We start from the raw sequence: 17,027 nt of genomic DNA, 5'->3' as shown, positions 1-17,027 counted from the left end.
TCACCGCAGATCCATCGCCGTGATCAGCCGCAGCTGGGTGTCCACCCAGGCCGCGACGGTCCGCTCGGTGTCGTCGCCGTCCAGGGCGGCGGCCAGGGCGGCCAGCGCGTCGGCCGTGGTGCCCAGCCCGGTGGCGCGCAGCTCGCCGGCGGCCCGGTCGACGCGGGCGCGGGTGCCGTGCGGGACGTGCCGCAGCCCGCGGTGCGCGGCGTCGGCGCAGACGTCCAGCGCCCCGGCCAGCGCCGTGCTCAGCGGGTCGCCCTCCTGCTCGGTGTACGCCTCGAGCGCCCCGCTGCCGTCGCCGGCCGCCAGGTCGGGGACCACGACGCCCTCGGTCGTCATGACCGCGACCGGGTCGACGATCAGCATGCCGCGGGAGCGCCGGACCGAGCCGCTGACGTAGAGCGGCTCGCCCCGGTCGCCGGCGAGCGCCCCGGCCAGCTCGTCCAGCGCCCCCGGGCAGTGCGGCGAGAACGCCGCCGACACGGCGGCGACGGTGCCCGCGGAGTCGCGGAAGATCGCCTCGAGCCGCTGCGCGCCCGGCAGGTAGCCCACCTCCTTGACCTCGGCGATCTCGACGACCCGGACGAACTCGGCGGCCACGCGGGGCCGGACGAGCCGGGTGGGCAGGGCGTCCATCTCCCGTTCCAGCTCCAGCAGGTCGCGGGCGAGGACGGTGCCGGGGAGGTCGCCCCAGGCCGTGCCGACCGGGGTCACCGACGTCTTGGACACCCGGCCGGTGCCCAGCCGCACGATCCGGCTGGGGCTGCGGGTGGCGTTCTCGGAGACGACGTTGGCGGTGGCCAGCGCGCGCAGCGGCGCGCCCGAGACCCGGCGCCCGGCCAGCTCCCCGCCGGTCAGCGGCTGGCCTTCGGTGACCGCCCAGCGCCGCTTGAGCACCAGGACGATGCCGGAGCCGGCGTGCGCGAGGAAGACGTCGGCGGTGCGCTCCTCGTCCGTGCCGCCGACGCGGCAGCCGAGCGCGGTGAGCCGGACCCGGCGCAGCGGGGTCTCGGCGGTCTCGTTGGTGCCGAGCACCTGCGAGCGCGGGGTGCCGCCGTCGTGCAGCGCCGCCCGGTGCCGGGCGTGCACCTCGGCGAGCAGCGCGGCGAGCCGTTCGGGCTCGTGCGCGGCGCCGCGCTCGCGGTAGGCGGCCAGCTGCCCGGCGATGTCGTCGACCGCGGCGGCGGGCCAGTGCAGGTTCTTGCCGGTGAGCTCGCGGGACGTGCGGTGCAGCGCGGTGCCCAGTACCGGCCCGGCGTGCATCGCGCCGTCCAGGAGCACCTGGTCGACGAGCCCCAGCGCGGATTCGAGGCCGGACCCGCCGGCCGCTCCGCCCGTCCCCTTGCCGCCCACGTCGACACGGACGTCGGAGCCGGCGAGGCCCTGCTCGTCGGCGGTGCGGAACGCCCAGACCGCGAGCGCGACGACCTCGCCGCGCATGGTCGCGACGGCGTCGGTGTGCACGTAGCCGAACTCGTGCGGCACCAGGAACCGGACGGTGCAGGTCGGCAGTTCCACGGACGCGACCGGGTCGGCGGCGGTCGGCCGGTGCACCCGCGCGGCGTACCCGGACCTGAACGTCCGGCGCGCCGCCGTGACCGGGCGTTCTCCCAGCACGCGGACGAGCGCCTCGTCGTCGTACCCGCCGGGCGACCAGTCGGTGAAGGCGGGCTCGTCCGCGGCGGGCGTGCCGTCCGCGGGCTCCTCCCGCGAGTCGGCGGACTCCTGGGCGGGCGTCTCGTCGGCGGGCGCCTGCCGCTGGTAGGCCAGGACGAGGCCGACCTGGTGGCGGCACACGCCCGTGGCCGCGCACGTGCAGGACGCGCCTTCGAGGCCGCCCCCGCCCGGCAGGGTGGTCTGCACGCCGTCGGGGAACGCGCCGCGCACGGAGCCGTCGTCCTCGACGCTCACCTCCGGCGCGTTGCCGGCGTCCAGGTCCTTGGTGGCGCGCTTGACCAGCCCGCGGTTGGCGAGGGCCGCGAGCGACTCGGGGGTCAGTGCCAGCAGGTCGGTGCGGATCATCGGCCGATCCGTTCCGCGACGAACTCCGCGAGCTCCCCGGGCGTCATCGCGCCGACCTGGGCGCCCACGTTGGCGAGCCGCTGCGCCAGGTCGCGGTCGTAGGACGGATTGGCGTCCTCGTCCAGCGCGGCCAGGCCGAGCACGTGGGTGCCCTGCTCCACCATCTGCTTCACCGTGCGGACGAGCCGGTACGGGTCGCCGCCCTCGTAGAAGTCGGTGACGACGGCGACGATGGCGCGGCGCGGGTTCTCGATCAGCCCGGCACCGTAGTCGACCGCCCGCGCGATGTCGGTGCCGCCGCCGAGCTGCACCTTCATCAGCAGCTCGACCGGGTCGGTCACATCGGAGGTCAGGTCCACCACGCTGGTGTCGAACGCGATCAGATGGGTCTTCAGGCCGGGCAGCCCCCACAGGCAGGCGGCGGTGACCGCGGAGTGGATCACCGATCCGACCATCGAGCCCGACTGGTCCACGATGAGGATCATCTGCCACTGGTCGAGCTGCCGCTTGGTCCGGGACAGGAACCGCGGCTCCTCGATGTAGACCTTCTTCTCCTCCGGCTGGTAGTGCCCGAGGTTGGCGCGGATGGTGGCGCGGAAGTCGAAGTTGCGGGCCTGCTTCCACCGGCTCGGCCGCCGCGACCGGGTGCCGTGGAACGCCTGCCGCACCTCGGTGGCCATCTTGCGCAGCAGTTCCTCGACGACCTTCTCGACGATGCGCCGGGCCAGGGCCAGCACCTCGGGGTTCATCAGGTGCTTGGTGCGCAGCACGGCGCGCAGCAGCGTCGGGTTGGGCTCGATCCGCTCCAGCACGGACGGGTCGGTGACCACCTCGTGGATCTCGTACCGCTCGACCGCGTCGCGTTCCAGCCGCTCGATGGTCTCCTTCGGGAAGAGCCGGTGCACGTCGTCGAGCCAGTCGACGGTCGTGAGCTCCGAGGGGCCGCTGCCGCCGGCCCGGTCGTCGGACCGGTCGCCGGACGGCTTGAGGCCGCCGCGGCGCACCCCGCGCTCCTCCAGGTCGGAGTCGCGCCCGTACAGCCAGCCGAGCGCCCGGTCGCGGCCGGCCGCGTCGCCGTCGAGCCCGCCGGTGCACGGCTCCGCGGGCGAGCCCAGGACCAGCCGCCAGCGTTCGAGCCCCGGATCGGGGTTAATCATGACGTCTCCCTGTATCCGTGCACGGCTCCCGCCGCGGCCAGGCCCTCCGCCGCCAGCAGCCGGTCCACCTTCTCCTCCAGCGCCCGGCCCGCGGCGACCAGCATCGGGTCCCGGTCGGCGCGCAGCAGGGCGCGGCCCGAGCCGCGCTGCCCGCGCCGCTCCAGCAGCCGCTTGGCGATCGCCTCGCGCTCGCGCGGCGGGAAGAACTCGAACGCCTGGCGCAGCGCGGGAAGCGCGATCAGGAAGTCCTCCTCGGACATCCTGACGATCAGCCCGTCCAGCACGGCCAAGACGCCCCGCCCGTTCGCGTCCTCACCGCCCTCGCCGTCCGCGCTGGGCTCCCTGCCTTCTTCCTCGGCGAAGACCTCGTCGCGGGCCAGGGCGAACAGCCCGGCGAGCCAGTCGCCGATGGTCTGCGGCTGGGCCGCGCCCAGCAGCGCCCGCACCGGGTCACCGGCCTGGCCCAGCGACCAGCCGAGCCCGAAGGCGGCGCCGCGCAGGTCGGGGGGCGCGTCGGTGGACGCGCTCACGCGGGCGGCGACGGCGAGCGCGGCATCGCGGTCCAGGCCCAGCGGCGCGGCCGCGTGCAGCAGCGCGTCCCGGGTCGCGGCGAGCGCGTGCAGCCGCGGCGGATCGGCCGCGGCGGGCCCGCCGCGCATGCCCTCCACCAGCCACAGCACGCGGGTCACGCAGCCGGCGACGACCCGTCCGAACAGCGGGCTGCCGGCCGTGCCCAGCAGCCGGTCGTGCCGCCACAGGCCCAGCGTGACCCCGAGGACCTCGCCGAGCCCGCCCAGTTCCGAGGCGCCCGCGATGGCCGCGGCGATCGTCTCGGCGATCCGGTCGGACAGGTCGGCGCAGCCGCACAGCGCGGCGTCGAACAGCACCGAGGCGAGCCGCCCGACATCGCTCCCCGCCTGGAGGACCTTTTCCTCCAGGACGGCCGCGGCCGCGTCCAGGAGGCTCGCGCCGTACGCGCCCGCCTCGATCAGCGCGGGCAGCCGGTGGTCGCCGGGCGCGAGCGTCCAGCGCTCCTCCAGCACGGGCTCGGCGCCGGTGTCGGGGCCCGACACCCGCGTGAACCCGGGAATGCCCAGCACCCGGAGCCGGTGCAGGACACGGCTGCGCCGCAGCCCCTTGTCATCGGCCAGGCGCACCGTCACCTCGCCCGCGCCGTCGAGCTTGAGCAGTTCCAGCTCGTTGATCGCGTCGGCCACCAGGGGCGGCGCGGGGGTGCCCGGACGCAGCCTGCCGACCCGGTCGCCGCTCAGCGCCGCGACCATCTCCGCCACCGCCGGGTGCGCGCCCGGGGCGAGCGGCCCGCGGGACGTCCACGGCAGCCGCTGTTCGAGGTCGTCGGTGACCAGCGCAGCGACCAGCCCGTCCAGCAGGTCGGTGCGGGCCGGGGCATGATGCCCGCGCAGCCGCGCCAGCCCGTCGGTGAGCGTGCGGGCGGCGATCAGGTCGGCGGTCGAGACGGGCTGGCGGCGCTTGCGCAGCCGGTTCACCACGATCTCGGTGAGCCCGGCGGCGGCCGCCGCCGGACCGCCCTCCCACAGCCGCTGGTAGTACTCGGGGGAGGGCATCCCGGACTGGTAGCCGGTGAAGGCGTCCAGCCGCTCGAAGGAGTACGGCACCAGGTAGCTGCCGCCGATCGCGCCCTCGGGCGGCAGCGGCACCTCCGGCCATCCCCCGTCCGGGTCGGCGTCCCCGCCCTCCACGAGGCGGCGCACCGCGGCACGGTGGAAGCCGCCCGTGACCACCACGACCGGCCGGCCGTCCGCGTCGGCCGCCGCCGCGCGGACCCAGCGGGCCATGTACGCCTCGCGCTCGGTGTCGTCCGGCCCGGCCTCGGACTCGCCGCGCACGAGATCGAAGTAGGCCGCCAGCCGCTCCTCCAGGGAGTCCATGGCCGCGGACTCCGCGCCGCCGGCGGCCTCTTCGCCGGCGCCCTCGAACATGTGGTCCCAGAGGGTGTCGCTGTTGTCCACCGCGAACGACCGGCAGAGCCGCTCGTTCACCTCGGCGTAGCGCTCGTCGGCGTCGGCGTACCGGTTGCGCCGCCCGGCCAGCGCCGGATGCCAGGCCGGCAGGTCGATGAAGCGCACCTCGGCGCCGCACGCCCGGCCCTCGTTGATCGCGACCCATTCCGGCGAGTACGCGCAGAACGGCGACCAGGACGCGTGCACTCGCGCCTCGTCCCGGTAGTGACTGAAGATCGCGATCGGCAGGTCGTGGCCGAGCAGCAGCTCCCCCAGCCGGGCGCTGAAGTCGGCGGGGCCCTCGACCAGCACGTACGCGGGCCGCAGCCGCCGGACGACCTCCCGCACGAGCCGGGCGCAGGCGGGGCTGTGGTGCCGCACCCCGATATAGGTGATCTCCGCCGTGCGGCGGGCGGTCGGCACGGCCATCAGCCCGGCAGCCTGTGGCGGGCGGCGTGCAGGGCGCGCCACTGCTCGCCGCCGCGGCGCGGCGCCTGCTGCTCCAGGTAGCGGCGGAGCCGGGCGAGGTCGTCCGGGCTGTCCTTGGCGCCGGCGCCGGCCAGGCACTCCACGATGTCGGCGGCATTGCCCTCCTCGCCGCGCAGGAACCAGCCGCGGATCCCGACCGCGTGCGCCACCGACACCGCCTCCGCGGTGCTCATGACGGTCGTCAGCCGGTCCATCGACTCCCCGCCGGCCGTCTTCCCGCTGCGCAGCTCCCGGAAGGTGGTGACCAGCACCTCCAAGACGTCCCGCCGCGGCGCGACCCCGACGCCGGACTGCTCCAGCAGCCGCGCGGCCTCGCCCTCCACCAGGTCCAGCTCGGTGGCGAAGTCGGCGATCGGGAACACGGTCTCGAAGTTGAACCGGCGCTTGAGCGCGGCGCTCATCTCGTTCACGCCGCGGTCCCGGGTGTTGGCGGTGGCGATGATGTTGAAGCCCTCGCGGGCGAAGACCATCGCGTCCGGGCCGGTCAGCTCGGGAATGCCCAGCACCCGGTCGGACAGCGGGGACAGCAGCGAGTCCTGCACCTCCAGCGGGCAGCGGGTGATCTCCTCGAACCGGACCACCTTGCCCTCGGCCATCCCGCGCAGCAGCGGCGCGGGCACCAGCGACCGGTTGGAGGGGCCCTCGGAGACCAGCAGCGCGTAGTTCCAGGAGTACTTGATCTGGTCCTCGGTGGTGGCCGCGCCGCCCTGGATGGTGAGCGTGGAGTCGCCGCTGACGGCCGCCGCGATCAGCTCCGACAGCAGCGACTTGGCGGTGCCGGGCTCGCCCACCATCATCAGCCCGCGGCTGGTGGCGAGCGCGACCAGCGCCCGGTCGATCAGCGACGGGTCGCCGACGAACTTGCGCCGCACGCCGCGTTCCGGGTCGCCCACGATGAAGCGGCGGGCCGCCTCCAGGCTGAGCGCCCAGCCGGGCGGGCGGGGCGCGGTGTCGTCCTCGCGCAGGCGCGCCAGCTCGTCGGCGAACCGGACCTCGGCGGGCGGCCGCTGCAGCTGGTCCGCCGCTCCCTTCCTGCCCGCCGCGCCCGCGGCCTTGCCGGCCTTCGTCGCCTTGCTCGCCTTGGTCGCCCTGGCCGTCTTGGCCGCGGCGTCCGCCGTCTCTGCGGTCATCGTCTCTTCTTTTCCTTCTCGTTTCGTTCTGCCGGTTGTCAGAGCGCGGCGGCGGCCAGCCAGGAGAGGTCGGCCAGGACCTCCGAGGCGGTCACCGGATCCAGCTCACCGAAGGTGTGCCGGTGCTGCCGGAAGTAGTGGTCGGTCGGCACGTCGCTGACCCAGACGTGGTCGAGGACCTGGTCGCCGCTCTGGTCGACGTTGCCGACGATGATGCCCGGGTTCAGGCCGATCACCGCGTGCAGCCCGCCGGGGACCGGGCGGGAGATCCACCGCTCGCCGCCCGCGTCCAGCGGCTGCCCGCGCGACCAGCCGCGCCGCACCAGGCCCAGCACCGTGTGCACCGGCACCTTGAGGCTCTCGAACCGCACCAGCGCGTCCGCCGCCCGCTCCTCCTCGGTGAGCGCGTGCACGTCCCGGCCCAGCTGCGGGAACGGCTGCATGATCTCGTAGTCGGCGAAGACCTCCGACCAGCGGTCCAGTTCCCCGCCCAGGTCGAGGGGATGGGCGATGCCGATCGACGCCCCGTCCGGGAGGTCCGGCGCGTCGTCGCCGGCATCGGCGAAGGTGCGGTCCTCGGCGATCCGGAACGGGAACGCGCGGCCCTCGTGCTCGGCCAGCCACACCAGCCGCCGGGCGACGTGCCAGATCAGGGGGTGCTCGACGAACAGGGTCCGGAACTGGTCGGCCGTCCAGCGGCGCTGGGACACCATCGCCGACTCCAGCCGGGTGACCTGGTCGGCGGCGACCGTGCGCACGTCCTTCTTCAGGCCCGCGAACCGCTTGTAGGCCTCGGGCGCCAGCTCGTCGTCGTCCTTGGCGCCCGGCTTGGGCAACGCCTTGCGTCGTTTGCCGTCCTCGTCGGTCACGAACGGCTTGAGCTGCTCGTCGAAACCCACGATGAAACGGCGCGGACCGTAATCGAGCGTCATGCTGCCATCGGCGTCCAACCCGAAATCGGGCACCAGCCGGTCGGCCAGCTCCTCCGGCCCCAGCCCCAGCCCCGCCGCCACCTCGGCGATCTTCTCCTGCGCACGCGACTTCAGCCCCTTGAACTTCACCTTCTGCGCGATGCCGTGCAGGTGCAGCAGCGCGGTGTCGGAGCCGATGGAGGCGAGCACGTCCAGGCCGTTCACCGCCTTCCTGTGGCCGCCCTCCCCCGGCCACGCGCGGATCACCGGGGTGAGCAGGCGCACCGTCTCATCGTCGCCGAGCCAGGCCAGCTGCTCCAGCGCCCAGCCGTCCTTGGACGGCGCTCCGCGCATCTCCCACTCCTGGAAGAGCGCCCACGCGAACCCGGCCAGCGCCCCGGTGTCGCACGCCTCGCGGACGACGTCGACGCCCGCGTACACCTCGCCGGGCTTGGACATCGCCAGCATCGTGACCAGATGAACGACCGCCCCCGCCGGAAGGGCGCGCTCCTGCCCGCGCAGCAGCACCTGCGGCAGCCTGCTCGGGTCGGCCCAGTCGACCGCCCTCGGCTTGGCGGCGGGAAGCCGGTCCAGCGGATCGGCGGCCAGCAGCGCCGCGATCGCGTCCGCGGCCTGGCCGCCGTACTCGCGCGCGGCCGCCACGACTTCATCGGCGCCGGCGCGGGCGGCGATCAGCACCAGCGCGCCCTCCGCCTGCCGTCGCGCCGGCCCCGCCTTGCCCAGCGCGGCCGGGACCAGCAGCCGCGCCGCCGCCGGCCCATGCCGCTCGAAGTACGGTATCGCCGTCTGCCGGGCCGACTTGACCCGTGCCAGGAAGTCGGCCATCAGCGCCGCGACCTCGGCCGACAGGTAGGGCAGCAGCAGCTTGGCGCAGGTGCCGGGGTTCTGCCGCGCGGCCCGCATCGCCAGCGGCAGCGCGTTCAGCCCGTGCCGGGCCGCGACCGACCTCATCCAGGGCATGTCGTCGGCGTCCCAGTAAGTGAAACCCTCCCACTCGGCCAGCACCGGCAGGGCCAGGTCGTCGGGCGCGTCCCTGATCAGCCGGGCCGCGTCGTAGTGGCTCCGCTTCCCGCTGTGGTAGCGCTCGGCCACCTTCGTCCAGTCGTCGTCGGGCGGCCTGGGAGGGCCCCAGCGCAGCGGGGCGGGCACGTCCCAGGCCTGCCGCTCGCCCTCGGCCCACCGCAGGCTCCGCTCCCCGGGAACGGGCAGCCCTTGGACGACGACCGGCTTGGCGGCCTTCCTGGAGCGCGTCCACGGAGGATCGACCAGCACGGACGGCAAAGCGTCCACCGGGGCGTCCGGCACGCGCGCCAACGACTCGGCGAGCGACGCGAGCACCGCCCGGCTCTCCTCGGGCAGCCCGTCGCGAACGGCCTCGGCCTGCTCCGGATGGGCGGGCAGGTGGCCGGCGAGCAGTTCCCGTGCGACGGCCGCGGACCGGGGACCGCCCCGAGGCCGGTACTCGGCCGCGGCGGCGGCCAGCAGCCTGATCGCGCGGGCCGGGAAACGGTTCATCGCCTCCAGCAGCGCGGCCCGGACGTGCTTCTCCCCGTGCTTCTGGTCAAGCCGGTCGATCAGCGCCTGGAACGGCTCGTCACCGGGCAGCAGCGTGATGACCTCCAGCAGCCGCTTGCGGTCGGAGGCGTCCAGAGTCCCCCGGTCCAGCGACAGGAGGAGGACGGGCAGCACGTCCGTGCCGAGACCGTCGAGCAGCGTCGCCAGCAGGCCCAGCGTGCACTCGCCCCAGCTCAATATGGTGCGGCTGCCCAGCACCCGCACGTGCTCGGCGGTGCCGATCGTGTTGAGCAGGGTGGTGTCGAGGACGCCGTGCGGGTAGGCGGGGTGCGGCGCCGCGCAGCACTCGTCCACCCAGTCGTGCCGGGTCGGGACCAGGTACGACACCGCCAGCCGGCGCCCGACCGTGTCGCGCATGCCCGCCAGCCGGTCCACGGCCGCCTGGTACTCCGCGTCGCCCGCGACCGCCAGCAGGCCGCGCACCCGCCGGGCGCACTCGGACACATCGTCCCTGAACACCGTGCCGTCGACGCGGCGAGCGCCGATCCACGTGCCCTTCCAGGGACCGTCCGGCCCTTTCCGGTCGACGCGGACCGAGGCGAACTCGACGACGGCGCACGCGGCGAAGGCCGGACCGTGCTCCAGGAACCAGGCGTCCGCGAACGTCCTGAACAGCTCCGGGACGCCGACGCCGATGCTCGCCTGCTCCATTCCCGTGACCAGGGCCACGACGACGGCGCCCGCCGGATCGGCCTCGCCCGCCAGATACCGCCGCGCCCGCTCGGTCAGGTCCTGGTCGCCGTGCCGGCCCGCCAGCAGCGCTTCGAGCGCGTCCCCGGTCTGCTCGACGTACGCCCGCGCCTTGTCCGGCGCGCCCTTGGCGACCTTGATCTGCGGACCGGGCGCGCCGCCGCGCCGCGGATGCAGATGCCGCCGCCAGCCCTCCGGGAAGGCGAGCGCGTCCTCGTCGCGCACGGCTGTGTCCGGATTCTGCGTGCCAGCGGTCACGGGCCGGTCTCCTCGGTCGTCGCGGTCAGGTGGGTCAGGTCGTCGAGCACCTCGGACGCGATCAGCGGGTCCAGCTCGCCGAAGGTGTGCGGGGTCCCTCTCCCCCGGTGGAAGTCCTGGGGCCGGTCGCCGATCCAGACGTACTCGAGGGTCTGCGGGCCGCTGCCCTCGACGTCGCCGACGGTGATCCCGTACTTGAGATCGATGATGACGTACCGGTCGGGGGCGACCTTGCGGGAGATCCACCGCTCGCCGCCCGCGTCCAGCGGCACGCCGCGGTCCCAGCCGCGCCGCACCAGGCCCAGCACCGCGTGCACCGGCACCGTGAACCCTTCGAAGCGCTCCAGCCGCCCGGACGCCCGCTCCTCGTCGGTGAGCGCGTGCACGGTCCGGCCCAGCTGCGGGAACGGCTGCATGATCTCGTAGTCGGACAGGATGTCCGCCCAGGCCGCGCGCTCCCGCTCAGCCAGGTTCAGGGGGTGCGGGACCCCGATCCGGGACGGCTCCGGCAGGGTCAGGACTTCGTCGTCCACACCGGCGAGAGTGCGGTCCTCTGCGATCCGGAACGCCACGGCGGTGCCGGTCGCGGGATCCTCGGCGGTCCAGACCAGGCGGCGGGCGATGTGCCACATCAGCGGATGGTCGACGAAGAAGCGGCGGAACTCCTCGGGCGGCCAGCGGCGGCCCGTCAGCATCGCCGACTCCAGCCGCTTGATCTGGTCGGCGGCTACCGTGCGCACGTCCTTCTTCAGGCCCGCGAACCGCTTGTGGGCCTCGGGCGCAAGCTTGTCGTCGTCCTTGGCACCGGGCTTGGGCAACGCCTTGCGGGCCTTGCCGTCCTCGTCCATGACGAACGGCTTGAGCTGCTCATCGAAACCTACGGTGAACCGGCGCGGACCGTAGTCAAGCGTCAGGCTGCCATCGGCGTCCAACCCGAAATCGGGCACCAACCGGTCGGCCAGCTCCTCCGGCCCCAGACCCAGCCCCGCCGCCACCTCGGCGATCTTCTCCTGCGCACGCGACTTCAGCCCCTTGAACTTCACCCGCTGCGCGATCCCGTGCAGGTGCAGCAGCGCGGTGTCGGAGCCGATGGAGGCGAGCACGTCCAGCCCGGCGACGGCCCGGTGATGGCCGCCCTCCCCCGGCCACGCGCGGATCACCGGAGTGAGCCGCCGCACCGTTTCGTCGTCCCCGAGCCAGCCGAGCCCGTGCAGGGCCCACGCGTGCTCGGGTGGCATGCCCGCCGACCGCCACTCCTCGAAGACCGCCCACGCGAATTCGGCCAGCGACGCCGGATCGCACAGCTCCTGGACCGTCTCCACGCCCGGATGCACCTCACCCGGCTGGGACGCCGCCAGCATCGTCACCAGGTGATCGACCGCCTTCAGCGGCAGCGCGTGCTCACGCTCGCGCAGCAGCACCTGCGGAAGCAGATGCGCGCCCGCCCAGATCGGGGGCATCGGCCGTTCCGCGGGCAGCACCCCCGCCGGGTCGACGGACAGCAGCTCCGCCACGACGTCCGCGGCCTCGTCACCATGCGGGCGCGCGGCCTCGACGACCGCCTCGGTGCCGTGCAGGGACGCCACCAGCCGCAACGCCGCCTCAGCGTCCAGGCGCCCGGGCCCCGGCTTGCCCACCGCGGCCGGGACGAGCATCGGCACCGCGGCCACGCCATGACGTCCGAACCACTCGCGGGCCACGGCCCGCGTCGTCTTGCGCCGCCTGTTCCACTCGGCCATCAGCCGGGCGACGGGAGCGTCCAGGAACGGCAGCAGCAGCCCGGCGTTGCCGGTGGAGTTCTCCCGGGCGACGTGCACAAGCAGCGGGAGGGCGTCGGCCTCGAACCGGGCCGCGACCGGCTTGATCCGATCGTGCGGCTGCCAGACGTAGTAGCGCCCCCACTCGGGCAGCAACGGGCGTACCAGCTCGTCCGGGGCGTGGACCGCGGCCTCGAACAGATCGCTGATGGAGCCGCGGCGCTCCCGGAAGAGGTCCAGACGGCCGGCCCAGTCGATGTCCTCGTCGACGCGGTCACGGAACCGGTCCGACCGGGCCCACCGCTCCCGCTCGCCGTCCGCCCACCGGACCGTCCGCCCGTCCGGTGGCGCCAGCCCCTTGATCACCACCGGCTCGGCCTGCTCGTCCCGGCGCGTCCAGGGCGGATCCACCAGCAGCCCGGGCAGCGCCCCGGGGGGCGCCTCCTCGACGCGCACATCGGCGGCGGCCAGCGCGTCGGCGACCTCGCGGACGTCCGCGGGCAGCGCGGACAGGTCGGGGCCGAGCCGCAGGATCGCGGTCAGCAGCTCACCGGCCCGCGGCGCGGCCGCCCGCGCCAGCACGCAGGTCGTCCGGACCGGGAACCGCTCGGCCGCGGCCAGCAGCGCGTCCCGGACGTCGTGCTGCTCGATCCTGTCGACCAGGAGCGCTTGGGCCTCGTCGGACGGGAGCACGGCGAGGGCCTCCAGCGCCGGGCCGCGCTCGAAGCCGAGGTCGGCGACGGCCGCCAGCAGCGGCGCGGCCCTCGTCCCGGCGCCCTCGACCAGCGTGTAGACGACGTCGTCGGCCCAGGTGCCGGAAAGCCGACCATCGAGCGCGTCGAGGTGCTCCGCCGTCACCGAGCAGAGCAGCATCTCCTGCTCCAGTATGTCGTCCAGCGGTTCGGCGAGGCACTCCTTCACCCAGTCGCGCCGGGACGGCATCAGGTAGGCGGCCACCAACCGGCGCCGCCGCGTCGACCGGAAGTCCGCCAGACCCGCCTCGGCCCGCACGTGCTCGGCCTCGTCCGCGGCCGCCAGGAACGCCCGCACCCGTCGGCCGGCCTGCCGCTCGAAACGGGCCCACGGCCGGTTCAAGCCCACATTCCAGGGCCGCACCCACAGCGGCCGATGCGCATACCCGTACTCGAGGCCGACCGCCAGGTCGCACATCTCGGCGAAGGCACGGGCGGCGAAGGCGGCGCCGTGCGCGGCGACCCAGGCGTCCACGAATGTGTAGGCGCCGCGCGGATCGTCCCAGTAGGTCCCTTGGTCGCCGCTCAGCCCGGCGACCACGGCCGCGCCCGCCGGATCGGCCGTGCCGTCCAGGTGCGCGCGGCCCCGCGCGGCCAGCTCCGGATCGCTCTCCGCCGAGGACAGCGCCTGCTCGATCCCGGACGCGCCCTTGGCGACCTTGTCCGCCACCCGCTTGGCCGCCGACTGCGAGATCGCGGGTTCCGGCACCGCCACCCCGCCGCGCCGCGGGTGCAGCGACGGCAGCCAGGCGTCCGGGATCACCAGGGCGTTCTCGTCCGGAATGAGCTGATCTTCCATGTCGCCCCACCGTAGAGCAGGTCTCCGACAAACCGCCGGAACTTCACCAACCATCCATCCGGCCGGTCTCCGCGTCCCGGGCCGGGAAGTGGAGAAGATCCTCGACGCGGGCGTCGGCGTGCGGATCAGGGGAGGGCGGAGTCGCTCAGGGCGGTGAGGACGGCCAGGAGCTCGGACAGGTCGACCGGGTCGAGATCGGTGACGGCTTCCCCGGTGTCGCCGTACCACCAGCGGCCGTATGGCGAGTCGCCGACCTCGACGCTCTCGATCGTCTGCTCCGGGAACGCGTCGGGGTGCCCTGCGACGATTCCGGGATTCAGCCAGAGGGTGGCATGGCGGCCGGAGCCGAGCGGACGGGTCATCCAGGCCTCGACGCCGGCGTCCTGCGGCTCTCCGCGTTCCCAGCCGAACCGCTGCAGCCCGAGCAGCGCACCGACCGGCACTTTGATCTTCTCGAAGCGGGACAGCCCGTCCTCCGGCAGGGTGTGGACGGCGCGGCCGAGCTGCGGGAGCGGTTGCACGATCTCGTAGTCGGCGAAGACCTCGGCCCACGCGTCCAGCCGTCCGGCCAGACGCAGCGGGTGCGGGATCCGGACCTCGGCGCCCGCGGGCAGGGAGATCTCGTCGTCGTCCACGTCGGCGAGGGTGCGGTCTTCGGCGATGCGGAACAGGGTGGTGACGCCGTCATGCTCGGCGGCCCACACCAGCCGCCGGACGATGTGCCACACCAGCGGGTGATTCATGAAGAGTTCGCTGAACTGCTCCGGTGTCCAGCGGCGGCCGGTCACCATGGCCGACTCCAGGCGCCTGATCTGGTCGGCGGCGACCGTGCGCACGTCCTTCTTCAAGCCCGCGAACCGCTTGTAGGCGGCGGGTGCCAGTTCTTCGTCGTCCTTGGCGCCGGGCTTGGGCAACGCCTTGCGCCGCTTGCCGTCCTCGTCGGTCACGTACGGCTTGAGCTGCTCGTCGAAACCCACGGTGAAGCGACGCGGGCCGTAGTCGAGCGTCATACTGCCGTCGGCGTCCAACCCGAAGTCGGGAACCAACCGGTCGGCAAGCTGTTCCGGGGTCAGCTCCAGGCGCTCGGCGACCTGCTGGATCTTCTCCTGAGCGCGCGTCTTGAGGCCCTTGAACTTCACCTTCTGCGCGATGCCGTGCAGGTGCATGAGCGCGGTGTCGGTGCCGATGGCGGCCAGGATGTCCAGGCCCTTCACGGCCTTGGAGTGGCCCCCCTCGCCCGGCCAGGCGCGGACGACCGGGGTGAGGCGCCGCACCGTCTCGTCATCGCCGAACCGGGCCAGCTGGTCGAGCGCCCAGCCGTCCTTGGAGGGCGAGTCGTGCATCTGCCAGCGGCGGAACACCGTCCAGGAGAACTCGGCCAGCGAGTCCGGGTCGCAGGCGTCGCGGACGATCCCGACACCGGGATAGGGGTCGTCGGGTTTGGACATCGCCAGCATCGTCAGCAGATGGCCGATCGCCTCCCCCGGCAGAGCGCGCTCGCGACCGCGCAGCAGCACCTGCGGAAGGACGAGCGGATCGGCCCAGTCGGGAAGTTTGGGGATCCGCGCCGGGAGGACCTCCAGCGGGTCGGACGCCAGCAGCCGCGCGACCGCCTCGCCGGCCTCGTCGCCGTACCTGCGGGCGACCTCGACGACCTCGGCCGTGCCTTGTGCGGCGGCGAGGAGGCGCAGCGCTCCCTCGGCGTTGGCTCGCACCGGCCCGGGCTTGCCCAGCGCGTCCGGGACGAGCATCATTGCGGCCTCGAGACCGTGCCGTTCGAACCAGGCAAGGGCGTGCTCGCGGCCCTTCTTGAGGCGCATCAGCCATCTCGCCTGGAGCACCGCGACCTCGGGGTCGAGGAAGGGCAGCAGAGCGTTGCCGGATTCGGCGGGGCCGGCCTGCGCGACGCGCAGCACGAGGGGCAGCGCGTCGAGCCCGAAACGCGCCGCGATCGGGCGGATCCAGTCCGCCGCGTACCAAATGTGCTGGGGTTTCCAAGTCGCGAGCAGGGGCCGCACCAGGTCCTCGGGGCCATGGAGGAACAGGCCTGCCTGGCTGTACCCGCCCAACTTGGCGAACTTCCGGACCATGGTGGGCCACGGCTCCTGGAACCGCCAGCGTGTGCCGTCGTCGGCCGCCCAGCGCTCGCGCTCTCCGGCGGCCCAGGACACCGAACGCAGGTCGGGCGGCTCCAGCCCGGCGATGATCGTCGGCTTGGCCGCCTTGCGGCGACCGGCCCAGGGCGGCGAGGCCAGTACCGGCGGCAGCGCCTCCGGCGGCGCCTCAGGCGACCGTGCCATGGCCTGCACGATCGACTCCAGTGCCCGGCGGGCCGGGTCGGGCAGGCCGGGCAGCACCTCCTCGACCAGGTCGTCATGGGCGGCCACATGGCCGCGCAGCAACTCGGCGGCCAGACCGGCGGGCTTGGCCGCGGACGCCGGGGGCAGCAGCCGCAGCGCCCGCCGCGGAAAGCGCTGGGACGCCGCGGCCGCGGCGGCCTGGACGTGGGGTGCCTCGATCCGCTCCACTAGGCTCTGGAACGCCTCGTCCGTAGGGAGCATCCCGAGCGTCTGGAGGAGGAGCTTGCGCCCGTCGGCGTCGATGTGGTCATCGTCCAGGGCCTTGACCAGGTGCGGCGCGATCGACGGGCCCACGCCTTCGAGGACGGTGGCGAGGATGTCGGTCTGCGCCTCGGCGAACCCGAACGGCAGCCGGGCGCCGAGCAGGTCGAGGTGCTCGGGAGAACTCAGCGCGCACCACAGCGGCCAGAAGGCGAAATGCCAGCCGCTCGAGGGCGCGTTGGCACAGCACTCCTCCACCCAGTCGAGGCGGGTCGGAACGAGATAGGACGCCATGGCCTGCTGGGGCGGAGCGCCACGGTGATCGGCCAGGCGCTTGCCCGTCTCCTCGTACTCGTCGCCGCCGGTCGCCACCAGCAGGGCGCGCACCTTGCGCACGGCGTGCCGCGCCTGCCAGAACTGGTAAGAGTGCTCGTCAGGCCGCAGGAACGTGACGGCCTTGGGGTCGACGTTGTGGTATCCCCGGTAATAGAAGCCGGCCGACAGCCGGGTCATCTCGGTGAGGGCGCAGGCCGCGAAGGGCAGCCCGTGATCGGTGATCCATGAGTCGGTGAACTGCTCGAACACCCGGATGTAGCCCTCGCTCCTGCGCCCGACGACGATGGCGGCGAGAACGGCCGCGCCGAGGGGGGTGGTGTCGCCCGCCAGGTGGCGGCGGCCGGCGTCGACCGCCTCCGGCTCGCTGTCGGGGGACCGCAGCGAGGCCTTGATCGCGCTGCCCGCCTCGGCACCACCGACCAGCTTGGCCGCCGCGGCGCCGGCGGCGGTGTCGACCGTGACCGCGGGGACGGCCGCCCCGCCGCGCCGCGGGTGCAGCCTGCGCGACCAGGCGGCGGGAAGATCCAGGATGTCCTCGCTCATGCCGCCCCACGGTAGAGGAGGCCAGCGACAGAATTAGAGTC

At 74.1% G+C, this 17,027-nt stretch carries 7 protein-coding genes; all 7 read right to left on the bottom strand.

The window, feature by feature from the left end; translation table 11 throughout:
• Window positions 1-2,025 (bottom strand): hypothetical protein, encoded by a 2,025-nt coding sequence (locus tag ABD340_RS47175; protein WP_344598669.1) that lies wholly within the window; start codon window positions 2,023-2,025, stop codon window positions 1-3.
• The gene (locus tag ABD340_RS47170; protein WP_344598667.1) at window positions 2,022-3,182 is read right to left on the bottom strand and encodes a VWA domain-containing protein; all 1,161 of its coding nucleotides are present in this window, start codon (window positions 3,180-3,182) and stop codon (window positions 2,022-2,024) included. The genes ABD340_RS47175 and ABD340_RS47170 overlap by 4 nt, the downstream gene beginning before the upstream one ends.
• Window positions 3,179-5,593: a DUF5682 family protein gene (locus tag ABD340_RS47165; RefSeq protein WP_344598666.1), complete on the bottom strand. Its 2,415-nt coding sequence runs from the start codon at window positions 5,591-5,593 to the stop codon at window positions 3,179-3,181. Before ABD340_RS47165 ends, ABD340_RS47170 begins: the two co-directional genes overlap by 4 nt.
• Complete coding sequence (locus tag ABD340_RS47160; RefSeq protein ID WP_344598664.1) at window positions 5,593-6,783, bottom strand: ATP-binding protein; 1,191 nt, start codon at window positions 6,781-6,783, stop codon at window positions 5,593-5,595. Before ABD340_RS47160 ends, ABD340_RS47165 begins: the two co-directional genes overlap by 1 nt.
• 38 nt (window positions 6,784-6,821) lie before the next feature.
• Window positions 6,822-10,238, bottom strand: a complete 3,417-nt coding sequence (locus tag ABD340_RS47155; RefSeq protein WP_344598662.1) for a DUF4132 domain-containing protein — start codon at window positions 10,236-10,238, stop codon at window positions 6,822-6,824.
• Window positions 10,235-13,546 (bottom strand): DUF4132 domain-containing protein, encoded by a 3,312-nt coding sequence (locus ABD340_RS47150; protein WP_344598660.1) that lies wholly within the window; start codon window positions 13,544-13,546, stop codon window positions 10,235-10,237. The genes ABD340_RS47155 and ABD340_RS47150 overlap by 4 nt, the downstream gene beginning before the upstream one ends.
• A 125-nt stretch (window positions 13,547-13,671) precedes the next feature.
• Entirely contained in the window at window positions 13,672-16,986 is a 3,315-nt protein-coding gene (locus ABD340_RS47145) for a DUF4132 domain-containing protein (protein WP_344598659.1), read from the bottom strand.
• Between the last annotated feature and the right edge of the window lie 41 nt (window positions 16,987-17,027).

The sequence above is a fragment of the Actinomadura vinacea genome (genome assembly GCF_039532545.1).
Taxonomy (GTDB): domain Bacteria; phylum Actinomycetota; class Actinomycetes; order Streptosporangiales; family Streptosporangiaceae; genus Spirillospora; species Spirillospora vinacea.
The sequence above is the reverse complement of the archived record's forward strand: the minus strand, read 5'-3'. Positions and strand labels throughout refer to the sequence as shown.